General features: G+C 56.2%; 17 protein-coding genes. 14 read left to right on the top strand and 3 right to left on the bottom strand.

Features of this window, described 5'->3' with window-relative positions; translation table 11 throughout:
• Positions 1 to 32: 32 nt before the first annotated feature.
• Both GEOB_RS01045 and oah read right to left on the bottom strand, forming a co-directional pair.
• Complete coding sequence (locus GEOB_RS01045) at positions 33 to 1,991, bottom strand: aldehyde ferredoxin oxidoreductase family protein (protein WP_012645313.1); 1,959 nt, start codon at positions 1,989 to 1,991, stop codon at positions 33 to 35.
• Positions 1,992 to 2,199: 208 nt separating this feature from the next.
• Positions 2,200 to 3,345 (bottom strand): 6-oxocyclohex-1-ene-1-carbonyl-CoA hydratase, encoded by a 1,146-nt coding sequence (gene oah / locus GEOB_RS01040; RefSeq protein WP_012645312.1) that lies wholly within the window; start codon positions 3,343 to 3,345, stop codon positions 2,200 to 2,202.
• Positions 3,346 to 3,734: 389 nt separating this feature from the next.
• Here oah and GEOB_RS01035 point away from each other — a divergent pair, with 389 nt between their 5' ends.
• The 8 genes from GEOB_RS01035 (at position 3,735) to GEOB_RS00995 (ending at position 12,281) form a co-directional block, all read left to right on the top strand.
• Positions 3,735 to 4,181, top strand: a complete 447-nt coding sequence (locus tag GEOB_RS01035; protein WP_012645311.1) for a GNAT family N-acetyltransferase — start codon at positions 3,735 to 3,737, stop codon at positions 4,179 to 4,181.
• Positions 4,182 to 4,223: 42 nt separating this feature from the next.
• Positions 4,224 to 4,664 carry an Rrf2 family transcriptional regulator gene (locus tag GEOB_RS01030; RefSeq protein ID WP_012645310.1) on the top strand — a complete coding sequence of 147 codons (441 nt, stop codon included), beginning with the start codon at positions 4,224 to 4,226 and terminating at the stop codon, positions 4,662 to 4,664.
• A gap of 17 nt (positions 4,665 to 4,681) precedes the next feature.
• Positions 4,682 to 4,912: a recombinase family protein gene (locus tag GEOB_RS19605; RefSeq protein ID WP_456152152.1), complete on the top strand. Its 231-nt coding sequence runs from the start codon at positions 4,682 to 4,684 to the stop codon at positions 4,910 to 4,912.
• A gap of 907 nt (positions 4,913 to 5,819) precedes the next feature.
• Positions 5,820 to 7,055: a TolC family protein gene (locus GEOB_RS01015; RefSeq protein ID WP_012645308.1), complete on the top strand. Its 1,236-nt coding sequence runs from the start codon at positions 5,820 to 5,822 to the stop codon at positions 7,053 to 7,055.
• A 91-nt stretch (positions 7,056 to 7,146) separates the two neighbouring features.
• On the top strand, positions 7,147 to 7,443 hold the full coding sequence (locus tag GEOB_RS01010) for a hypothetical protein (RefSeq protein WP_012645307.1): 297 nt from the start codon (positions 7,147 to 7,149) through the stop codon (positions 7,441 to 7,443).
• A gap of 1 nt (position 7,444) precedes the next feature.
• Positions 7,445 to 8,824: an efflux RND transporter periplasmic adaptor subunit gene (locus tag GEOB_RS01005; RefSeq protein ID WP_012645306.1), complete on the top strand. Its 1,380-nt coding sequence runs from the start codon at positions 7,445 to 7,447 to the stop codon at positions 8,822 to 8,824.
• 20 nt (positions 8,825 to 8,844) lie between these two features.
• Entirely contained in the window at positions 8,845 to 11,922 is a 3,078-nt protein-coding gene (locus tag GEOB_RS01000) for an efflux RND transporter permease subunit (protein WP_012645305.1), read from the top strand.
• Positions 11,923 to 12,077: 155 nt separating this feature from the next.
• A complete protein-coding gene (locus tag GEOB_RS00995) occupies positions 12,078 to 12,281 on the top strand; it encodes a heavy-metal-associated domain-containing protein (protein ID WP_012645304.1) in 204 nt (67 codons plus the stop codon).
• 59 nt (positions 12,282 to 12,340) lie between these two features.
• On the opposite strand, the gene GEOB_RS00990 is transcribed toward GEOB_RS00995, so the two are convergent.
• Positions 12,341 to 14,200, bottom strand: coding sequence for a bifunctional acetyl-CoA hydrolase/transferase family protein/GNAT family N-acetyltransferase (locus tag GEOB_RS00990; RefSeq protein WP_012645303.1), 1,860 nt, complete (start codon positions 14,198 to 14,200; stop codon positions 12,341 to 12,343).
• Between the two features lie 541 nt (positions 14,201 to 14,741).
• Here GEOB_RS00990 and GEOB_RS00985 point away from each other — a divergent pair.
• The 6 genes from GEOB_RS00985 (at position 14,742) to GEOB_RS00960 (ending at position 21,537) form a co-directional block, all read left to right on the top strand.
• Positions 14,742 to 16,301 (top strand): benzoate-CoA ligase family protein, encoded by a 1,560-nt coding sequence (locus tag GEOB_RS00985; protein WP_012645302.1) that lies wholly within the window; start codon positions 14,742 to 14,744, stop codon positions 16,299 to 16,301.
• 36 nt (positions 16,302 to 16,337) lie between these two features.
• Positions 16,338 to 16,886, top strand: coding sequence for a hypothetical protein (locus tag GEOB_RS00980; protein WP_012645301.1), 549 nt, complete (start codon positions 16,338 to 16,340; stop codon positions 16,884 to 16,886).
• Between the two features lie 88 nt (positions 16,887 to 16,974).
• Positions 16,975 to 18,324 (top strand): hypothetical protein, encoded by a 1,350-nt coding sequence (locus tag GEOB_RS00975; RefSeq protein WP_012645300.1) that lies wholly within the window; start codon positions 16,975 to 16,977, stop codon positions 18,322 to 18,324.
• A gap of 281 nt (positions 18,325 to 18,605) precedes the next feature.
• Positions 18,606 to 19,148 (top strand): TRAP transporter small permease, encoded by a 543-nt coding sequence (locus tag GEOB_RS00970; RefSeq protein WP_012645299.1) that lies wholly within the window; start codon positions 18,606 to 18,608, stop codon positions 19,146 to 19,148.
• On the top strand, positions 19,145 to 20,476 hold the full coding sequence (locus GEOB_RS00965; RefSeq protein WP_012645298.1) for a TRAP transporter large permease: 1,332 nt from the start codon (positions 19,145 to 19,147) through the stop codon (positions 20,474 to 20,476). Before GEOB_RS00970 ends, GEOB_RS00965 begins: the two co-directional genes overlap by 4 nt.
• A gap of 20 nt (positions 20,477 to 20,496) precedes the next feature.
• Positions 20,497 to 21,537 (top strand): TRAP transporter substrate-binding protein, encoded by a 1,041-nt coding sequence (locus GEOB_RS00960; protein WP_012645297.1) that lies wholly within the window; start codon positions 20,497 to 20,499, stop codon positions 21,535 to 21,537.
• Positions 21,538 to 21,720 lie beyond the last annotated feature (183 nt).

The following is a 21,720-nucleotide window of genomic DNA, read 5'->3' as shown; positions in this document are numbered from 1 at the left end:
CGTTAAGATCTCTGTTGCCGCAGAACCGGCTGTCAATCGGTCAGGATGCCCCGCTTGACGAATTCCTCGCTGACAAAACCCAGCCCCAGTTCATCCAGGGTTTCCTTGGTGGGGATGCCGTCGTCATTCCACCCCTTGAGCTTGTAGTACGAATCCAGCAACTCCTTTTCCAGCTCGGGGAACCGGTTCTTCCAGTGGTTCGCCGGCGGCGTCTCATCGATCCTTCTCATGCCCCTTCTGATGTTGATGGCCCTGACCAGGGTCCGGTATCTCTTGGCCGCCAGGGTCAGCTTCTCTTCATCCATTTCGATCCCTGCCCCAGCCTCAATGAACTTGGGATAGTTGTGGATATGGTACGGGGGCTTGAGGGGGAACGAAGAGAGACCCGCGCACTGTCCCAGGGCGTCGTCGATGTAATGCATCCGCTCCTGCCAGTCGACGATGTCGCAGCACATGTCCACGGTCGGATAGTGGGGCATGGACTTTTCGCCGCGCGGCTCCCAGTCCAGGAAGATCTGCTTGAATTTGTCATCGGGCACCTGGAACCAATCCTTGACGAACTCTTCCCGCTGTTCTCTCTTCGGATAAGGCGCCTGGGGAAACTGCCCCTCGATCTGGGTGATGTTGATCTTCTCCCCGGTGCAATACATGAGGTAGTAGATGGGGTTCAGCATGGAAAGCTTGAGCGGCAGCTGCTCATGCTTCTTGATATTGTTGTGGGCGTATTCTTCCGCCCCCTTGCCGATCTCCTGTGCCGCCCAATAGGTGCCGTTGGCCAGCACATCGCCAATCCCATCCCGCCGGACGATCTTGTCCAAGAGGTAGAAGAACTTCTCTTCGTTATCCTCGGGCAGACCAGGGAAGTCTTTTTCTGTCAGGATGCCCTTTTCCAACAGTTCAAAGGCAAAGGCCATGACCTGGGGAGCGGAGAAACCGTCCAGCCCGTACTCCGTGGCCTTCTGGGCGATCCTCAAACCGAAATCCAGGTCCGAATAGGCAGCCATGGTGTAGGTGAGCTTGGTGAAGCATTTCATCATGTAGGTGGGAAGCCCCTCCATGGAAATGGTCGCGCCGCACTTCATGGGGCAGTTATAGCAGCTGATCAGGCGAGTCCGGGCCTTCTCCATGGTCTCCGCCCAGGCATGATCGACCTCTTCGGTCCAGAAATCCTTGCGGCGGGTACGGGCGTTGCCCCAGTTGAAGTTCTCCGTATGCCACTTCTCGTCGTGGACCTTCATCTCCTGGGGCGAACCCAGCCCGGCCAGAATCGGCATGACGTCCGGGATCGGGTTCTCCTCCCGGTGCTTGATGTAATCGAGCACCTCGTTGCAAAGGTCCATATACTCCTGTGGCTTGGCGACACAAAGATCCTTGGTGCCGCGAACGACCACCGCCTTGACCCCTTTGTCCCCCATGACGGCGCCGATGCCGCCACGGCTGGCACTGGAGCGACCCTGCTCGATGGAAGCATAGTACACCCGGTTTTCACCGGCCAGACCGATGGCCGCCACCTGGGCCCGCGGCTCATCCAGCTCCTTCTTGATGATCTCCGCCGTTTCGATAGCCCCTTTGCCCTTGAGGTGGGAGGCGTCGCGAATCTCCACCTTGTCGTTGTTGATGTAAAGATAGACCAGGTCGGGGGACTTGCCACGGAGGATCACTTTATCATAACCGGCATATTTCAGTTCCGGGGCCCAGAACCCACCCATCATGGAAAAAGCCATCAGCCGGGTCTGGGGGGAAATGGTGGACACGATGGTCCGGTTGCACCCAGTAGCCGGCGTGCCGCACAGAAGGCCCGCAGCGAATATGAGAAGATTGTCGGGCGAAAAAGGATCAACTTCAGGAGGGACTCGGTCCCAGAGCAGTTTGGCATTGGTGCCCAATCCGCCCAGATACAGCTCGGTGTCTTTCGGATCTGTCGCCACTCTCTCGATGCTTCCCTTGGTCAGATCAACTTCTAATACATACCCTGTTTCTGCATACCTCATATTGTTACCCCTCGCAGGTTACCTTGATACGGGCTCCGACTAGGAAGGATGCCTCGTTTACGTTCTTTAAGTAATTTAGTACCACAATGCTTATTTTAAGTCAAACGTTATTTTATTTTGAGCTGTTTTTTTAGAAGATCTGTTTCTATCTTTGCGCCCGGCACCGCGACCAATCTGTGAAAGAGGGTACCGGGCGCATATATCGCTGTTATTTTTTCACCGCCGGCATCAGGCTCTCAATCAATTCCTCGGTCCAAGGAGTGCCCTTGGCCAATCCCTGGCGCAGCTTGACAAAGTCGATCTCACGGCCGGTCTCCTTGGTGCCTTCATTGAAAGCTCTGAAGCCGGTTCGTGCTTCGTTCATCATGTTCAATGCCAGCCAGGCGCGGGAATTTTCCTTGTTGAGATTCCACGCCTGAAGCTTCGGCTTGCGCAGCTCTTCCAGACTCTTGGTCATGCATTCCGGGAAGGTTTCCAGCAGCTTGGCGCACAGCTCGTCGACCTTCTGATCGAGGAGGGTGAGATCAACCTCTCCTTCCTTGATCTGGGCCTGCCCGGCCTTGAAATCGGCGCCGGTCTTGAACTCACCATGGACGATGCGGCCGTACTCATCAAGAAAGCGGTCGGTGACAACGGTCGGGTTGGCAACCAGCTTGCCCCCCACTTTGAGAGCGGGAACCACATCGGCGATGATGCCGAGCCGTGCTGCCTTATGGGCGGAAAATGGCTCACACAGCGTACCGGAGACCATTGCTTGTTCGCAGCCGATCATCAGCGGGAGGAAATCGGTAGCGCCGCCGATGGCGGCTGAACCGTGTTTGGGGCCAGCCTGGCCGAAATTGGCCAAGTCCTGGGCGATACTGAAGTCGCAGGCCATGCCGATTTCCTGGCCACCGCCGATGCGCATGCCGTTGACCCGGCAGACCACCGGCCTGTCACAACCGAGGATGGCGGAAACCATGTCGTTAAAGAGCCGCATGTACTGACGGTACTCCTGGGGGTTGCCGGCATAGTACTCGGCGTACTCTTTGGTGTTGCCGCCGGTACAGAATGCCTTGTCGCCAACTCCGGTAAACACGACAGCATTTACCTCACGGTCGGCGGAAGCTCTGCGGAAGGCGAGGATGGTGGCCTTGACCATTTCCGTCGTGTAGGAGTTGTATTGCTTCGGGTTGTTGAAGATGATCCAGGCATTGTAGATTCCTTCAGCGACGCTGCCGTCGTGGCGCTTGGCCGGACGTTTCTCGTAACGGACCATGCCGTCGCAGAGGCTCTCCACATCACGGTCGATCAGGTTATGATCGATCAGGTGTCCCGGTGCGGTTCTGGCAATTATCTCATCTGTTGTGGCCATTATCTTTCCCCCTTATTTTTATGTTGCTTGCAACATCGATTTACAAAACAACGTTACATTATTTATGTAAATTGGTACTACAATACCATTTTACTGTCAAGCATTTTTTCTTGCGCTTTTTATTTTTCCCGAACAGCGCTCCACACCGACTGAAGCGAGCGGGATTAAACCGGCTCCCTTTCTTGTTTAGACCATTGTTCCTGTTACCCTTGCTCAGATATTTTCTCAAACCGCTTGCCATCCAATGGTAATTATGGTACCTAATTACCAAGTTACATGAAATGCCTGTTACCGGACGTTTAACAATTTTCTAAAGTCGGCACCCTCCCTTCGAAGGGTGCGACCAATGCTTTAACAGCCTGTCAAACATTGCAGAAGTGAGCGATTATATGAGCAACAAGCTATTGATCAGAAATGCCCTGCCAACCGATCTCGAAGCCATCATCTCTTTGGATCGGACCACCCCCGATAAAGACAAGGCCGATTACTGGCAGGGGATTTTCGAGCACTATGTGGTAAAAGGAAGAGCCGACCGTATTTTTCTCGTGGCCGAAAAGGCCGGCACGGTCATTGGGTTCATAGTCGGCGAGGTACGGGCTTGGGAGTTCGGATCGCCACCGTGCGGCTGGGTTTTTGCCCTTGCAGTATCTCCCGATGCGCGAGAGCAAGGAACGGGTAAGCAGATGTTCGATGAGATATGCAGTCGCCTGGAAAAGACAGGTGTCTCTACGGTCCGGACCATGGCAAATCTGGACCAGAAACTGACCCTGTCTTTTCTTCGGAGTATGGGATTGCGTACCGGCCGCTACATCGAACTGGAAAAGCAGCTTGACTGAAGATAGTGCACTAACCTCTGCCGGAACAGGAGCAAAGTTGGTATGAAACTGAATAAAGCAAGCCTACTGGGGCTCATAGCCGTGCTTGAACTGGCCGATGACCCGGAACAACAGCTTTCTACTACCGACATCGCCGAGAAGTACGATATTTCCACCCATCACCTGGCAAAGGTCATGCGGAACCTCGTGCATAAGGGAGTGGTACAGGCAATGCGCGGCGTTGGCGGCGGCTACCGGTTCGCCGGCAATCCGAACCGCACCACCCTGCTCGATATAATCCAACTCTTTGAGACCATGGAATCAGAGCTTGATCTCCCCCACTGGAGCAAGGCAGCCGACCCTATTATTTCTGAGCTGCAAAGCATCACCAACGAGATCGATGATGTGACCAAGGCGATACTGGAAACCATCACCCTGTCCGCCGCCCTTAAAAACATGCATCTGCGTAGTGAAGCAGCGCAAAAGGCTGGTAACGGCAAGTAACGGCACCTCCTGGGAGCATAACTCATCTGGCAAACACCATCCATGACCTGGCCAATAGAGTTATAGGATTTAAAGTCCTTTCCGGGCATGGGGCATCGATTGACACTACGACACCTGCTGGCAAGTTAGTGTTCGGCATATTTGCAGCACTCGCAGAGTTTGAACGGGAGCTAATTTCTGAACGCACAAAGCAGGACTGGCCTCAGCTCGTGCCTGTGGAAGGACAGGTGGAGCGCCCTATAAAATGACGGCAGCAAAACTGCGACTTGCCATGGCGGCAATGGGTAAGCCAGAGACTAAAGTGGTCGATCTCTGTAATGAATTGATTCGATGATCCTGACTGGAATGCGACCTGCGGACAAACTTGATATCGATACTGCAACCGATATCCGGCCGGGCTTAACGTTTTGGCCGGTATTTTCCGCCCTTCTGGTCTTTGCGGTACATTCATGTCCGAAGTTGAGGGAGTTCGTCAAAAAAAGAAAGTCTGCATATGTTTCGCATCTCAGGGGTTATTTGATTTGACATTTTCAGGACATTTGTGCTTCTATTTTGACATGTTTGCTTTTAACCGCCTCCACAACATCATATCCCGACCTCCATGTCGCAGGGCCGTCGCTTTGGTTCAGCTTTTAGTAATGGTGATGCTTGCGGTGCCGGTCTGCTGTTATGAATTGGAATCAGACCATGAAAAATCCGGCATCAGCCTAACCTCGGGGGCGGTTGACGCTGATCACAATGAATGCCCCTGTTGCCCCGATGAGAACAAGTCCGATTCAAATATCGATACTTGTTCCACCTGTAGCTATTGCACGTACTATGCGCCGTTAGCCCCGCTGATCTCCACCCACTATGACCCATCCGTATCTCCACTGATTTTTCTGGAAGAATTCACAAAACTGCCTGATGTCCATATCCCCATATTCATTCCCCCGCAAAACCTCGCTTAACCATCCTATTACCTTCATCTGAAAAATAACGCCGGCCAGCCAGTCTGACCCTGTGTGTATTCAAGATCGAGTCTTGTTGATATTGGATATCTGGATACATGCATCTATGCAATAACGTGCAGCCTTAGAGCTATTGCGTTTACCAGGTATATTGCGATCCTGTTGGCAGCAGTCGTCTCTATGACCACGATTAACGGAGAAATTCATGCAAATGAAGAAGTATGTCTTTGCCGTACTAACAACGCTCGCTCTACCAGTGTTTGCAATTGCTGCGGATGAGGCTAAGGGGACTCTTACACTGGTTCGCGTGATCGAGCTTGCAGCGGATAATGCGCCGGAAGTTCGACTGTCAACTACCCGCATTGCCGAAGGTGAAGCAAGACTTGCCGGCGCACAGATACGAACGCTGGAAAATCCTAAACTGGACTTGGCGACAGGTCCACGAAACGGAACAGAGAGCAGTGTTGATGTCGAGGCGGGGTTTGAGATCCCCTTTGAACTGGGAAGCAGACGAAGCAAGCGGATAGCTGTAGCCCAGGCTGGCATCCAGCGGGAGAAGTACGCAACCGGTGATGTCCGGCGCCAGTCGGTGGCTGCGGCTGTCGGCGCCTACTACCGGGTTCTCCAGGCAGAGGAACGGCTGCGGCTTGCCACAGATCGCAAAACAATGGCTGAGGAATTTCTCCGTATTGCAAAAGAACGGCTCCTCGTTGGTGACGCGGCTAGATTCGAAGTCAATCTCGCCCAGACCGAGGTCTCCAGGGCAGAGAGCGATATCTCCGCTGCCCGGGGACGTATTGCACAGGTACGGACAACGCTGGCAAAAACACTTGGCCTTTCTTCAGGAGCCGACATACAGATTGTCGGCGATCTCAAAGAGCGCAGCCTGTTCGACACCATCCGCTCTGCCCAAACAGCCAGGGAGCGTGACGATCTCCAGGCAGCCCGGGCCGAGGTCGAGGCCTCCCGGGCCGCAATCTCCCTTGCCGAAGCGGAACGGCTGCCCGATCTTGCTTTCCGTGTAAGCTACAAACGTGAGGGGAATGACAACATTGCCCTCGGCGGCATCACTGTCAGTCTTCCTTTCCTGAATCCACGTCCTGGCCCAATCCAGGAAGCCCGTGTGCAGAATCAGCGGGCGCAAATTGCTGCCGAAGTCCGACAGTCTGCCATCTCCGCCGAGATAGAGGGAGCACGCAACACCTATGATGCAGCAGTTGAGGCAGTGCGTCGGGTAGAAACGGATGGACTTGCTCTGCAGCAAGAAAACGAAACCTTGGCCGGTGAAAGCTACCGGGCCGGAAAGATCAATCTCTCAACCCTGCTGCAGGTCCGGCGCGATGCGCTGGAAACACGGCGGGAATATCTGGAGCGCCTGCTTGAAGCTGCCGATGCCGGTGTTGAGCTGGCCTCGGCCAACGGAAGATGGTCAACAAACTAACCACACCACAAGCCCGCTAAACGGGATACGTGGGTTCACGGAACTATATCCACAGAAAACAATTTCTAACTTATTAAAAAGGAGAAACATCATGAAACGTTCAATCCTGCTGTCACTTGCCCTGCTCGTATCTCTCTCTGTTTCCGCTTTCGCTGCCGAGTCCGCCAAGGATGCCCATGGTGCCAAGGGCGCTAAGCCCGGGTCCTATGAAGACTGGTGCAGTGAACACGGAGTGCCGGAGTCGCTTGACACCCGCTGCGACAAATCTCTAATCCCGGCCTTCAAGGCTACCGGCGACTGGGACGAGAAGCACGGCCTGCCCAAGTCCCAGTGCAAGAAGTGCAACCCGAAATTGAAAATCGTTCGTCCGCCCAAAGGGAGCAAATGATATGCGCCGTCTTCTCATCCTGGTAATACTCATTCCTCTTGCCGTGGCCTCCGGCTGCGGCAAGAAGGAAGCTGCCAAAGCACCGGAGGCGGCCAAGCAGGCTGCTGCCGAGCCAAAGAAGGAAGCTGAAGCGGGCCTCTGCAAGGAACACGGGGTGCTCGAAGCCCTCTGCACCAAATGCAACCCGAAGCTTGCTCCAATCTTCCAAGCCAAGGGAGACTGGTGCGCCGAACACGGTTTCCCTGAGTCCGTTTGTCCGATCTGTCACCCTGAACGGGGTGGCAAACCGGCTATGGACGTTGCCGGTGACGACGCCCCACCCGACGGAACCAAGGTGATCCTCAAGGGAAATGACACCGCTCGTCTGGCCGGGATCGAGACCACCAAGGCGGTAGCCGGTCGGGGTACCGCGGCGATCATCGCTCCGGTCATCATCAACTACGACGCCACCAGGGTTGCCCAGGTGAGTGCCCGCGCGACCGGTGTGGTCAAACGCGTATCGGCGGACATCGGCGACCGGGTGTCAGCGGGTGCTCCGCTGGCCGTTATTGAAAGTTCTGCTGTAAGCGGTGACCAGTCGCGCCTTGCCGCGGCACGTTCACGGGTACAGACTGCAGAAGCGAGCTACCGACGCGAAGCGGAACTGGAGAAAAAAGGGATTTCGGCCAAGAAGGAAGTCCAGGCAGCACAGCAATTCCTTCGTGAAGCAACCGCCGAACTGGAGTCGCTGCAGGCAACCCTCCGCGGAGTTGGCGCCCATAACGGCAGTGGCGGGCGCTACACAGTGAAGGCCCCTGTCTCCGGAGTTGTCACTCAGCGCACCGTCTCACTGGATCGCTACGTGGACTCCCAGACGCCACTCTTCGAGATCGTGGACACCTCATCCATGTGGGCGGAGGTTGCCCTGCCCGAAGCGGAACTGGGCACCGTGAAGGCTGGAGCAAGCGTTGTTGTCACCATGGATGGATTGTCCGGACGCGAGTTTCGCGGCAGCATTTCCCATATCGCTCCCGTGATCGATCCTCAGACCCGAACCGCCAAGGCTCGGGTCAAACTCGCAAATCCGGGCGGGCTGCTGCGGGCCAACATGTATGGTCAGGCCCGTATCTCGGCCGGCGGTTCCCGTTCGTCGTCCGCCGTGCCGCGAGGCGCCGTCCAGAGGGCCAAATCAGTAAAACTCGCCTTCGTCCGCCTGGCGCCCAATGAATTTGAGGCCAGGCGGGTGCAGGTGGCATCCAACCATGGCAGCGGTGACTTGGTGGAGATCGCCTCCGGTGTCGAGGTCGGCGAAGAAATCGTCGTCGCCGGCAGCTTCCTGCTCAAGACGGAAACGCTCAAGGACTCCATCGGCGCGGGCTGCTGTGAAGTGGACACTAAATAGCAATCAGACAGGGAGATACGATGCTGAATAAAATAATTAACTGGTCCCTTAACCACCGCCTGGTGGTCATCGTGGCCTGGTCCGTGGTTGCAGTTCTCGGGATACTTGCCTTCTTAAGGCTGCCCCTGGACGCCTTCCCGGATACGACCCCGGTCCAGGTTCAGGTGAACACGGTGGCCCCGGCCCTTTCGCCGCTGGAGATCGAGCGTCAGGTCTCGGCACCACTGGAGCAGGCCATATCCGGGCTGCCGAAACTCAAGGAAGTGCGCTCTACCTCCCGCTTCGGCATGTCCCAGGTAACGGTGATCTTCGAGGATGGGACCAATATCTATCTCTCCCGTCAGGTGGTCATGGAACGGGTCCAAGGTGTCGCGCTTCCTGCAGGTATCGAAAAGCCGCAACTCGGCCCTGTGGCTACAGGACTGGGTGAGGTCTTCCACTATCTGCTTACCGCCAAGGACAAGTCGCTGGCCGAACTCCGCACGCTGCACGACTGGGTGGTGAAGCCCCAGATGCGCTCGGTGCCCGGTGTGGCTGAGGTGAATACCTGGGGCGGTGACGAGCGTCGCTTCGAGATCGTCGTCGATCCGGAGGAACTGGCCAAGCGCGGCCTGACCATGGATCGGCTGATCGCGGCGGTGGAGCGGAATAACGCCAACGTGGGGGGCGGCACCATTGACCAGGCTGGCGAATCGAGTCTGGTGCAGGGGGTCGCCATTGTCACGACGCCTCAGGATATTGAAGGTATCGTTATCACCGCCAAGGAAGGGGTTCCAGTCCGGGTGGCGGATGTGGCACGGGTGGTTGAGGGGCGCGAAATTCGCCGTGGCGCAGTAACGGCCGACGGCAAGGGTGAGGCAGTCCTCGGGCTCGGCTTCATGCTGATGGGCGAGAACAGCCACGATGTCACGACTCGGCTCAAGGCCCGTTTGGAAGAGGTCAAGAAGACTCTGCCCAAAGGCGTGGAAGTTGCCGTTGCCTATGAACGGACTTCGCTGGTGGACAAGGTCCTCCATACCGTGGAGAAGAACCTCTTCGAGGGGGCGATCCTGGTTATAGCCGTTATCTTCGTTTTTTTGGGGAATTTCCGCGCAGGTCTGATCGTTGCTCTGGCCATTCCTCTTTCCATGCTGTTTGCCTTCGACCTGATGCTTCGCTTCGGCATTGCCGGAAGTTTGATGAGTCTCGGGGCCATCGACTTCGGCCTGATCGTGGACAGTTCGGTCATCATGATCGAGAACGCGGAACGCCGTCTCGCCGAAGGCAAGAGTGACCGGAGCATCATCGACGTAGTGCGTGAAGCGGCCATCGAGGTTCGTAAACCGACCATGTTCGGCGAGCTGATCATTATGATCGTCTACCTGCCGATTCTGGCCCTTGAGGGGGTAGAGGGAAAGCTTTTCCGCCCTATGGCGCTGACCGTGATTTTCGCGCTGCTGGGCTCCATGGCCATGTCGCTGACGCTCATGCCGGTGCTGGCCAGCTTCAGCCTCAAGCGCAAAAAAGAACATAAGGAACCCTGGCTCGTCTGCAGGCTCAAAGAGCTCTACCGCCCGGTTCTGGGCTTTGCCCTGCGTCGGCGTAAAGCCGTGCTTGCCATTGCTGTCGGCTGTCTCTGTATTGCCGGTATTCTCTCGACCCGGCTCGGCTCGGAATTCGTACCACGCCTGATGGAAGGGTCCATCGTCATCAACACCGTTCGCCTTGCCAGTGTGTCACTGGACGAGTCGGTGCGCTACGGTAGTCACCTTGAGCGGACCTTGCTGGAAAAGTTTCCCAACGAGATTGAGAGGATCTGGACCCGGACCGGGAGCGCCGAAATCGCCACCGACCCCATGGGTGTGGAGCTCTCCGATATTTTTCTAACCTTGAAGCCTCGGGATAAGTGGAAGCGTGCCCGTACCCAGGGTGAACTGGTGATGGTCATGGAGAAGGAACTGAAAAACATGCCGGGGATGAGAATGGTCTTCACCCAGCCGATTGAGATGAGGGTCAACGAAATGATTGCCGGCATCCGCTCCGATGTGGGGATCAAGATCTTCGGGGATGACTTTGAAACCATGAAAGCCAAGGCCAAGGAAATCGAAAATGCCGTCAAGAAAGTAGCCGGAGCCGCAGACGTGAGCGTCGAGCAGGTGACCGGCCAGCCGCTGGTGCAGGTGGAGGTGGATCGCAACGCTACCGCCCGCTACGGTATTCCCGCCAGGGAGGTGCTGGAAGTCATTGAAGCCCTTGGCGGCCGGGATGTTGGCATGCTCCAGGAAGGAGACCGGCGCTTTCCCATCGCGGTGCGCATTGCCGACAAGTATCGTGCGGAAACGGAAGATCTTGGCCGCATTCTGGTCACTGCAGGTAGTGGGGAGCGCATCCCGCTGTCGCTGCTCACGAAGATCAAATCGTCCGAAGGGCCATCAACCATCAATCGTGAGTGGGGCAAGCGGCGGGTCGTTGTCCAGGCAAACGTGCGTGGCCGTGACGTGGGAAGCTTCGTCGCCGATGTCCAAAAGTCCATCGAACGTGAGGTCAAGCTACCCAGCGGCTACTACGTCCGCTACGGCGGCCAGTTCGAGAACCTCCAACGTGCCCAGCAGCGGCTGATGATCGTCGTCCCGGTAGCTCTGGCCCTGATCTTTACCCTATTGTATTTCACCTACGGGCGGGTTCTGGATGCGGCCCGGGTTTTCACCGGAGTCCCCTTCGCCGCAGTCGGCGGCATCGTTGCCCTCTGGTTTCGGGACATACCATTCAGCATCTCGGCCGGGGTCGGTTTTGTGGCCCTTTCGGGTGTTGCCGTCCTCGGCGACATGGTGCTGGTTTCCGCAGTACGGGACCTGCTCGCCAAGGGAACGCCGCTGATCGACGCGATCAAGCAGGCCGCCGAACAACGGCTTCGCCCGGTGCTTATGACCGCGCTGGTCGCCAGTTTCGGCTTCATTCCCATGGCGTTGAACACCGGCATTGGCGCCGAGGTGCAAAGGCCGCTCGCCACCGTCGTGATCGGCGGCGTTGTTTCATCGACGCTGCTTACTCTGCTTGTACTGCCCGTGCTGTACGCAGTATTCGGCAGGGCAAAGGCCCCGGACGAGGGGGAAGAGTGAGGCTATTTTTTGAAAAATATCCTGTAACGTAATTAAAAGGTTAATGTTGAGATGAGGGCAATTAGTAGTCAGTTCATGGGCCAGGTATAATAGAAATGTCGAAACAAGTCGTCGGAAAGATGTGACAAGGGATGGCAGCACCGTAAGGAATAAAGATGAACGTAGACATTAATGGCCACTTGGAAAAAATCGAGATCGGTATCAAAGAAATGGACTGTGCCGATTGTGCACGGCATATAAAGAGCGCCGTAGAGTCGGTCCCCGGTGTGGCTGAAGCGGAAGTCCTGTTCTCTGCGCAAAAGGCGGTCCTTAGTTTTGATCCGGCAAAAGCCGGCCCTGCGGATGGGTACATGATCTAGTAGAGTGGTTGTGGTTACGGAACCTTTACCTTGTTCATTCTTTCGTTTAACTCAAATGGCTAAGATTCGAATTCGAACTGCACTGCATAGGTGTCCGAGTCCCGGCAATAGATGAGCGGATGCCCCAGCCGCCGGTGGTAAGCCAGCATTGCCTCATTGCCCGAGAGGATCTCCGAGCAGAAACCCTTGATCCCTTGCCCCGCCGCGTGTCGCTGCAACTGTGCCAGCAGATAGCGCGCAATTCCCAGCCTGCGGAAGCCCTCATGGACCACCACTGCCGTTTCCGCCATATTGCTGCGCGGATTTGCCGCATAACGAGCCACGGCGACAATCTTCTCCACATTTTCATCTTCCTGCTCAAAAACGGCTAGTGCCATTCGGCTCTGGTAATCGACGCAGCACAATTTTGCCGCCTCCAGATGTGCAAGCTGCTGCTTTGGCCCAAAGTAGCGGTTGTAGATGGTCTCCGGCGAATGGCTGTAGAAAAATTCCTGCAGTGCCCGTTCGTCCGTAGCCTTGAGCGGCCGCACCAAGAGACGCTTCTTGCCGAACAGCCTCTGTTCTTCCAGCTCCTTCGGGTAACGGTCCAGTGCCTGCTGCCACACCTGCTCATCCTCGTAGACATACTGTTTCTTTTTGACGAACTCCAGCAGTTCCCGGCGAAAATCGGGATGGGCGATGGAAATCAGCGCCAGTGCCCGTTCCCGGATGGTCTTGCCGTGCAGATAGGCAATGCCGTACTCGGTGACCACGTAATGCACATCGCCTCGACTGGTAACCACCCCCGCCCCCTCATCGAGGCAATGGACAATCCGGCTGACAGTGCCGTTTGCAGCAGTGCTGCGCACGGCGACGATCGGCTTGCCCCCCCGGCTCATGGCCGCCCCGCGGATGAAATCCACCTGGCCGCCAATGCCGCTGTAAAACCGGTATCCCAGACTGTCGGCACAGACCTGGCCGGTCAGGTCCACCTGCAGAGCCGCATTGATCGCCACCACCTTGTCGTTTTGGGCGATGACCCGGGGATCATTGACAAAGTCAGAAGGATGGAAGGCGATCGAGGTGTTGTCATCGATGAAATCGTAGAGCCTGCGGGTGCCGGTGACAAAACTGGTGACGGTTTTCCCCGGCAGCACCGCCTTTGCCTTGTTGGTGATGTTGCCGTTTTCCAGGAGCGGAATGAGCTCATCGGTGAACATTTCCGTGTGGATGCCCAGATTATGCTTGTCGTGAAGGAATTTCAGGACGGAGCCGGGGCTGGTACCGATGCCCATCTGCAGGCAACTGCCGTTCTCCACCAGCCGGGAGATGTGGTAGCCGATCTGCAGGGCCACCTCGTCCGGTTCGGGGATTTCCAATTCCAGAATGGGGCTGTCCACTGCCACCAGGTGGTGAAGTTGGCTCAGATGCACCTGGGCGTCGCCGTGGGTGCGGGGCATGCGGGGATTGATCTGGGCGATGACCAGTTGTGCCCGATCCAGGGCGGCGCGCTGGATATCCACGCTGACCCCCATGCTGCAGTAGCCATGCCTGTCCGGAGGCGAGACCTGCAGCAGCATGGCCTGATTTCCCCGCTGGCCGCTCCTGATAAGTTCGGGGATCTCGCTGAGGAAAATCGGGGTGTAATCGGCTCTCCCCTCGCAGACCGTCTGCCGCACTTTTTTGCTGATAAAAAAAGAATTATACCGGAAATGGCCGGCAAATTCCTCCTGGAGATAGGCAGCATCACCATAAGTGAGCAGCTGGATGAGTTCCACATCATTCAACCGGTCAGCCGCACGGCAGAGGGCCGCTACCAGTTCCTGGGGCGCAGCACAGCCCGACCCCACGAATACCCGCCAGCCCGATCGAATATGAGCAACCGCCTCATCGGGAGTTATCGCCCTGCGTCCGTACTTCGTCAAAATATCGCCATTCATCAGCCCCCCCGCTGTACTCCATCCAGCCCTTGTGTAACGGCAACATCCTTATATCCTTATATAGTTTCTCATCCGGAGTTTCCGGATGGAAACTATATAGCACAAGTTCCCCCGTTAACAATCAACCAGTGCTCCTGTGATTGTACAGCAGACCGCCCCTGCCTGTCGCCACATTATCATCGTATCTTAAAAACAACCTGATTAGCGCCGCGCAGATAAAACAATGTTCTTCCACACCCCCTGATTCGGGTAAAACCCTAGTAAGCCAAAGCCAAGCAGCTTTTGCTCCCCTCTGCAATCAGGTACCTGCATATCCACCCGTCCTTTTCAACCTGATCATTTCTTTACATCCCTCGATCAAAATTTTACATATCGCCGTTATTTACAGCTTAGTAAAACAAGGTAACAGAAAAATAATATCTCATATTATTCTTTTATTACGCAAAGTTACAATAATTACTTCCCTGTTTTTATTTATTGGGTTCCTAATTTGCAAAACATTATTTTACTAAAACAGCAACAACATCCGAGGAGGTGCATCATGCCTTACAACCTGAATCTGCCGGAACAATTCAATGCCGCCGACTATTTCATTGACCGCAATGTCCGCGAAGGACGCGCCAATAAAACGGCAGTGCTCTGTGAGGAGCGGGCTTTCACCTACGGGCAGCTTCAGGAAAATGTCAACCGCTTCGGCAACGCCCTCAAATCCCTGGACGTCCGCATGGAAGAGCGGGTCGCCCTGCTCCTCCTGGACACGGAAATTTATCCCCAGGCCTTTTTCGGCGCCATCAAAATCGGCGCCGTACCCATCTGTCTCAATACCATGAACCGCCCCAAGGATTTCGAATATTATCTCAATGACAGCCGGGCACGGGTGCTGGTTGTGGATGCCTCCCTGCTGGAACTGATCGAGCCGATCCGCAACAACCTGCTCTTTGTCAGACAGATCATCGTCGCCAATGGTGAAGCGCCAGCCGGTGATCTCTCCCTGGACGAGCTGACCGCCGATCAGTCCACTCACCTGGAAGCAGCATCCACCTGCAGCGATGACGCCTGTTTCTGGCTCTACAGCTCCGGCTCCACCGGCGCGCCCAAGGGCACGGTCCACCTCCAGCACGACATGGTCTATGCCACCGAAACCTACGGCAAGCAGGTGCTAGGCATCAAAGAAGACGACTACTGCTTTTCCGCTGCAAAACTGTTCTTCGCCTATGGCCTGGGTAACGGCCTCTATTTTCCCTTCGGCGTCGGCGCCACAGCAATCTACCTGCCGAAAAGGCCGACCCCCGATCAGGTTTACGGCACCATCCATCGCCATCGCCCCACCCTCTTCTTCGGCGTGCCGACCCTCTATGGCCAGATGCTGGAAGCAGAAGGAAGCATGGACAATGTCAGGCTGTGCGTTTCGGCAGGAGAAGCACTTCCCGGAGATTATATCAATCGCTGGAAAGACCGTTTTGACCTGGACATTCTCGACGGCATCGGCTCTACCGAAATGGCCCACATCTTCATCTCCAATCTTCCCGGCGACATCCATGCCGGCAGTTCCGGCAAGGTAGTTCCCGGCTATGAAGCCCGCATCGTTTCCGAGGAGATGACCGACGTGGCGCCGGGAGAGATCGGCACCCTGCTGGTCAAGGGGGACAGCGCCGCCGCCTTTTACTGGAACAAGCACCAGAAGACCCGCCAGACCATGATGGGACACTGGGTCAACACCGGTGACAAGTATTACCAGGACGAACAGGGCTATTTCTACTGTGCCGGCCGTTCCGACGACATGCTCAAGGTGGGTGGGATCTGGGTATCGCCCAACGAAGTGGAATCTTGCCTGATCAAGCATCCTGCCGTTCTTGAATGTGCTGTCATCGGCGCCCCAGACGAAAACAACCTGATCAAACCCATGGCGTTCGTGGTGCTGAAAAAGCCCGATCAATCCGCAACGCACATGGAAGCGGAACTGCAGGATTTCGTCAAATCCTCCCTCGCCCTCTATAAATATCCACGGTGGGTCCGCTTTCTCGATGAGCTCCCCAAGACCGCCACCGGAAAAATCAAGCGTTTTGAGCTACGCAACATGGTCTATAGCCAGGCAGCCTGACCGATTGATGTCGACTCGCGCTAACAGGAGAAAGATATGCGGACTTTGAACAAGATAGTGATCACTCTCGGCCTGCTGTTTCTGGCCGGCTGTGCCGGCACTAACACCGGTTCCTCCAGCAGGCGTGACTACGTTGAGGTTGCCAATCCTGCCTTCACCATGTCCCCCAATGCCCCCGAAACCATCTGGGTTCCGCGGAGCTATGTGGACAGCGGCGTACCCCGGGGGGGCGAGCTGGCTAAACAAGGCTATGAGGCCATCAAGGGCTCGACGCCTGTACCAGCCGGGGAGACAGGCATAGTTGCACCGGGCGGCAAGCCGGCCGCACTAATTCCACGCTTCGGCATGGTAGTAGCGGTGGATAAGGACAAGGTCTACTTCAACCTGGGCCGGGAGGCAGGAATTAACATCGGGCAGAAACTGAAGGTATTCCGTGGGGGAACTGTCGTTGAAGGGCTTGGACTGGCCCCGGGTGAAGCGGTGGGCACGATTGAAGTCCTTGGCTTTGTCGGTAGCAAAGGAGGTTATGGAGTCATGAAGCAGGGAGGCCCTGCACAGATGAACGACCTGGTTGGCGGAGATTGACACGAAGGGGGAGCAGTAGAAGAAATTTGGTGAGGCAGTTTATTAACCACAGTGACGTTTGGACACTGATGCAATGAAGGAGGCAACTGTGATTAAAAGATTAGGTTTGTCGGCAGCAACACTCTTGCTCTTTGCAGCACCCGCCATGGCGGAAGAAACAGCCCCGTACAACTGTGATTATTCACCATCATGCGAAGTGGCTCCAGGTGTCTACGGCGCCATGGCTTCGCCGGTAAAGAGCAAGTTCAATCTTTCCCTCGGCGGCTATGTCAAACTCGACTATGCCCATAACACCAATGCCGTCGGTCCCCGCAGCCCGGTAGCTTTTCAAAACCTCCCCATCAACGGCAGCAAGGATGAATCGATCTTTACCGCAAAGCAGTCCCGGCTCTGGTTCAAGGTAGCGGGTCCGACCTTTCTGGGGGCAAAAACCAACGCCCTTGTCGAGGCAGACTTTTATGGTGGAGGTTCAGCCGCCACAACGAACGAAAATCCCAACTTCAGGCTGCGCCATGCTTACGGCAGCCTTGACTGGGCCAATACCCAGGTGCTATTCGGTCAGTTCTGGGACGTCTTCGGCCCGGCCGCAGCCGATACCATCGATTTCTCCCAGGGTAGCTCAACCGGCGCTCCCAACAATCCACGGGTACCCCAGATCCGCCTGACCCAGAAATACAATCTGAACGCAGACAACTCCCTGAAGCTGGTCCTCTCCCTCCAGAACCCGGGCCAGGACAGCGCTTCTGGCGCTGCCGCCTCATTCTCCAAAACTGGCGGTTACGGCAGTCTGGTTAATGCAGCAGGACAAATCATGTTCTCCAGCAAAGCGCTCGGTGTTTCGCCCGGATTCATGGGCCTCGGCATGAGTCCGCTTCAGGCAGGGCTGTTCGGCCTTGGTGGCAGGCAAAAAATCGCAGGGAACCACCAGGTTGATGTGTACGGCTACGGCGTCTACGGCTTTGTCCCGCTCCTCAAGTCCAAGGACGGTAAAAACCGGGCCATGACCATGTCCCTTGAGACCCAGGCCTACATCGCCTCAGGGATGGACATGCAGGGGGCAACTGCCCTGTCGGTTGTCGGATCTAAACCTGACCTGACCGGCGCCAAGGGATACGGCTATTATGGCCAGCTCAAATTCTATCCGACCCAGGATATGGGGATCACCGGTGGCTACAATCGCCGTAGTGTGCTTAATTCCGATAACTACAACGGCCTTTCCGCTGCCACCATAGGTCTCAGCCAGGGCGCCGTAAACGGAGTCGAACGGTATAACGAGCTTGTCTACGCCAACATCACCTATGATCTGAATGCGGCAATCAGGCTGGCCACCGAATTCGAGCACAATAAAACCCAGTATATGGCCACAACCACCGGCGCAGCTACCACCGCCAGCGGCCAGAACAATATTGTCCGTTTCGCTGCCTATTATTTCTTTTAAAACCCTTAATGCTTGAAATGTGATGACCATGGGCACTCTGCACAGGGTGCCCCCACTTTCACGGACTCCTCCCTGTGAAAGGAACGCCAGAAGTTCGTCTTCATCCAACTGTGACTGCACACCCTTATTCAAGGCTGATCCGAAAGCTAAAGGAGCTACAAATGAAAGAGCAACAATACGACTGGTCGGGGATTCTTAAAAATGCCGATGCAGAACACTGAGACCCCTCTGGTCTGTGCAAGACGTAATCGGAACAGTTCAACACTAGGAGGAATAAATCCATGCGGGAAGAACCTCTATCTTACGCCCCTTTCACCACTTCCGACAGTTTCGGGCCTTTCGGCAACCTGCTGTTGAAGCTGTCTCGCGCCCTCGCCCTTGGTGGTGGACTGATTTTCATGGGACTGGTGATAATGTCTCTGGTCTCCGTTGTCGGCCGCAAGCTCTTCAGCTTTGCTGTACCCGGAGACGTGGAAGTCCTGCAAATGTGTGCAGCACTGGCCCTGTCGACCTTTTTTGCTTACTGTCACCTGATCCATGGTGACATCAAAGTTGATTTTTTCACCCATAAAATGGCGCCGCACAAGGTGGCGCTTCTCGATTGCCTGGGTTCGCTGATGGTAGGCCTGTTCGGCGCCTTGATCGCCTGGCGGACTGCCGCCGGAGCCCTGGCACTGAAAGAGGTTGGGGAAACTTCGGCCATCCTCAGCTGGCCCGTCTGGATCCCTCAGGCACTCATGGTACCCGGTTTCGTGCTGCTGGCCGTGGCCGGCTTTTACATGAGCATCCACCAGCTGCGCCTGGCCGTCTGGAGGTCCTTATGAGCGGCACACAGATCGGTTTCCTCATGTTCGCGGTGATGATGGGCCTTCTGGTCATCCGCATTCCCATCGGCATCGCCATGTTCACCGTAGGTGCAGGCGGTTATTTCTTTCTTTCGGGCTGCGAGCTTCAGCCGCTCATGGCCACTCTCAAGAATCTCGCCTATGCCAGGCTATCCAATTACGACCTGGTGGTGATCCCGTTGTTTCTGCTGATGGGGCAATTTGCCACCCATGGCGGCCTCAGCAACGCCCTCTTCCGCTGCGTCAGCGCTTTTATGGGGCACCGCAAGGGGGGGATCGCCATGGCTGCCATAGGCGCATGTGCCGGATTCGGCGCCATCTGCGGCTCATCACTGGCCACCGCCGCCACCATGGGGCAGGTTGCCCTTCCGGAACTCCGCCGCTACGGCTATTCAGGTTCGCTCGCCACCGGCTGCCTGGCGGCCGGCGGGACACTGGGCATCATGATCCCCCCCTCGGTGCCGCTAGTCATCTACGCCATCCTCACCCAGGAGTCCATCGGTAAGTTGTTCATGGCCGCGGTCCTGCCGGGCATCATCGCCATGCTCGGCTATATGATCGTCGTCAGGATTCTCACCACCATCAATCCTGCCGCCGGTCCGGCCGGTCCCAGCGTCCCCTGGTCGGAGCGCCTGCGCAGCCTGATGCTGGTAACGCCGGTGCTGATTGTTTTTGTCGTGGTCATCGTCGGCATCTACGGCGGCTGGACCAATCCCACAGAGGCAGCTGCCATCGGCGCTGCTGCCTGCGGCATTCTCGCCGTCATCACCGGGGGCATGCGTCTGCAGGGGGTGATCGAAAGCGCGGTCGGCACCGCCCAGGCCACGGCGATGATTTTCCTGGTGCTGCTCGGCGCCGACATGCTCAACACCGGGCTTGCCGTCTCGCAGATGCCGACCGAACTGGCGACCTGGGTGCAGAACTGCGGCCTGTCTCCCCTTCTCATCATGATCATGATCCTTTTGATCTACATCTTCCTGGGCTGCGTCATGGACTCCCTGGCCATGATCCTGCTCACCATTCCCATCTTCTATCCCATCGTCATGGGATTGAATTACTGGGGTCTGGCACCGGAAGACAAATCCATCTGGTTCGGCATTCTGGCCCTTATGGTAGTGGAGATCGGCCTGGTGCACCCGCCGGTGGGAATGAACGTCTACATCATCAACCGCCTGGCCAAGGACGTTCCCCTTACGGAAACCTTCAAGGGAGTGATGCCGTTCCTGTTCTCCGATTTCGTTCGCATTGCCCTGCTGCTCTTTTTCCCCATCATATCCCTGTACCTGGTACATACGTTCCAACCCTGACCCCAAAGAGGAGGCCTGTCATGAAACAGCTGAAAAAATTGATCATGTTGTCCATTGCCGCCACGTTGCTTGTATCCGTCCCGGCCGGTGCCGCATCGGACGTGGTTACCCTGAAGGTATCCCACTTCCTGCCGACCAGCTCCAATTTCCATCAAAAAATACTACTCCCCTGGTGCGAGAAAATAAGCAAGGAGTCAGGTGGCAAGCTCAAGTGCCAGATCTATCCTTCCATGCAGCTGGGGGGTACCCCGGCACAACTCCTGGACCAGGTCCGTGACGGGGTAGCCGACATCGTCTGGACCTTGCCCACCTATCAGGCGGGACGCTTCACCAAGGCCGAGGTCTTCGAACTGCCGTTCATGGCCAAGAGTTCCGAAGGCGGGAGTCAGGCCTTATGGGAATATGTCCAGAAAAATGCCCAGGATGAATTCAAAGGCACCAAACTGCTCTTCACCCATTTGCATGACGGCAACCAGATGCACTTCGGCAAGAAGTCGGTCAAGACCCTGGAAGACCTGAAGGGGCTGAAACTTCGTGCACCAAGCCGCATCGGTTCCAAGACCCTGACGGCGCTCGGCGCAGTGCCTGTGCAGATGCCGGCGCCGGCCGTTCCCGAATCCATCTCCAAGAGCGTGGTTGACGGGGCCAGTATCCCCTGGGAAGTGACCACGGCCTTCAAGCTGCAGGAAATCTGCAAGACCCACACGGAGACCGCTCCCGGGCAGGCCAAGCATGCCTACTCCATCTTCACCTTCGCCATGAACCCGGCCAAGTACAACCGTCTGTCTCCCGAATTAAAGAAGGTAATCGACAACAACAGTGGCCTTGCAGCATCCAAGTGGGCAGGCAAGACCTTCGACAGCTTTACGGTGGCGGCGAGAAAGATCGCTGTCGAGCGCCGCAACACCTTCAATGTCTTGACCGATGCCGAGTACAAGCGCTGGGTGAAAGCCTGCGAAAACGTGGATAATGACTGGATCAAGGAGGTCAATGCCAAAGGGGGCAACGGCGTGGCCCTGTTGAAGGATGCCAGGGCGCTGCTCAAAAAGTATCATGATTGATTGTCTGCCTGGGAACGGGCATTTGATTTTGTCTGTCTACGGGCGGCGGCTCAAGCCCCGCCCGTATTCGTATGACCACATCTCCTGCCGTTCAAGACCCGGCCATGATCGGCTCTCTTGCAGACGCTGTCACCAATGTCTTCAAATTGAGGCTGTGACACTTACGTTACAGACAGCCTGGTG

The sequence above is a fragment of the Geotalea daltonii FRC-32 genome (genome assembly GCF_000022265.1).
Lineage (GTDB): Bacteria > Desulfobacterota > Desulfuromonadia > Geobacterales > Geobacteraceae > Geotalea > Geotalea daltonii.
This window is presented reverse-complemented; position numbering and strand designations above follow the sequence as displayed.

Excerpts from the sequence above, each read along its gene's own strand:
- GEOB_RS01045 (WP_012645313.1), bottom strand. The coding sequence starts at position 1,991 with ATGAGGTATGCAGAAACAGGGTATGTATTAGAAGTTGATCTGACCAAG.
- oah (WP_012645312.1), bottom strand. The coding sequence starts at position 3,345 with ATGGCCACAACAGATGAGATAATTGCCAGAACCGCACCGGGACACCTG.
- GEOB_RS01035 (WP_012645311.1), top strand. The coding sequence starts at position 3,735 with ATGAGCAACAAGCTATTGATCAGAAATGCCCTGCCAACCGATCTCGAA.
- GEOB_RS01030 (WP_012645310.1), top strand. The coding sequence starts at position 4,224 with ATGAAACTGAATAAAGCAAGCCTACTGGGGCTCATAGCCGTGCTTGAA.
- GEOB_RS01015 (WP_012645308.1), top strand. The coding sequence starts at position 5,820 with ATGCAAATGAAGAAGTATGTCTTTGCCGTACTAACAACGCTCGCTCTA.
- GEOB_RS01010 (WP_012645307.1), top strand. The coding sequence starts at position 7,147 with ATGAAACGTTCAATCCTGCTGTCACTTGCCCTGCTCGTATCTCTCTCT.
- GEOB_RS01005 (WP_012645306.1), top strand. The coding sequence starts at position 7,445 with ATGCGCCGTCTTCTCATCCTGGTAATACTCATTCCTCTTGCCGTGGCC.
- GEOB_RS01000 (WP_012645305.1), top strand. The coding sequence starts at position 8,845 with ATGCTGAATAAAATAATTAACTGGTCCCTTAACCACCGCCTGGTGGTC.
- GEOB_RS00995 (WP_012645304.1), top strand. The coding sequence starts at position 12,078 with ATGAACGTAGACATTAATGGCCACTTGGAAAAAATCGAGATCGGTATC.
- GEOB_RS00990 (WP_012645303.1), bottom strand. The coding sequence starts at position 14,200 with ATGAATGGCGATATTTTGACGAAGTACGGACGCAGGGCGATAACTCCC.
- GEOB_RS00985 (WP_012645302.1), top strand. The coding sequence starts at position 14,742 with ATGCCTTACAACCTGAATCTGCCGGAACAATTCAATGCCGCCGACTAT.
- GEOB_RS00980 (WP_012645301.1), top strand. The coding sequence starts at position 16,338 with ATGCGGACTTTGAACAAGATAGTGATCACTCTCGGCCTGCTGTTTCTG.
- GEOB_RS00970 (WP_012645299.1), top strand. The coding sequence starts at position 18,606 with ATGCGGGAAGAACCTCTATCTTACGCCCCTTTCACCACTTCCGACAGT.
- GEOB_RS00965 (WP_012645298.1), top strand. The coding sequence starts at position 19,145 with ATGAGCGGCACACAGATCGGTTTCCTCATGTTCGCGGTGATGATGGGC.
- GEOB_RS00960 (WP_012645297.1), top strand. The coding sequence starts at position 20,497 with ATGAAACAGCTGAAAAAATTGATCATGTTGTCCATTGCCGCCACGTTG.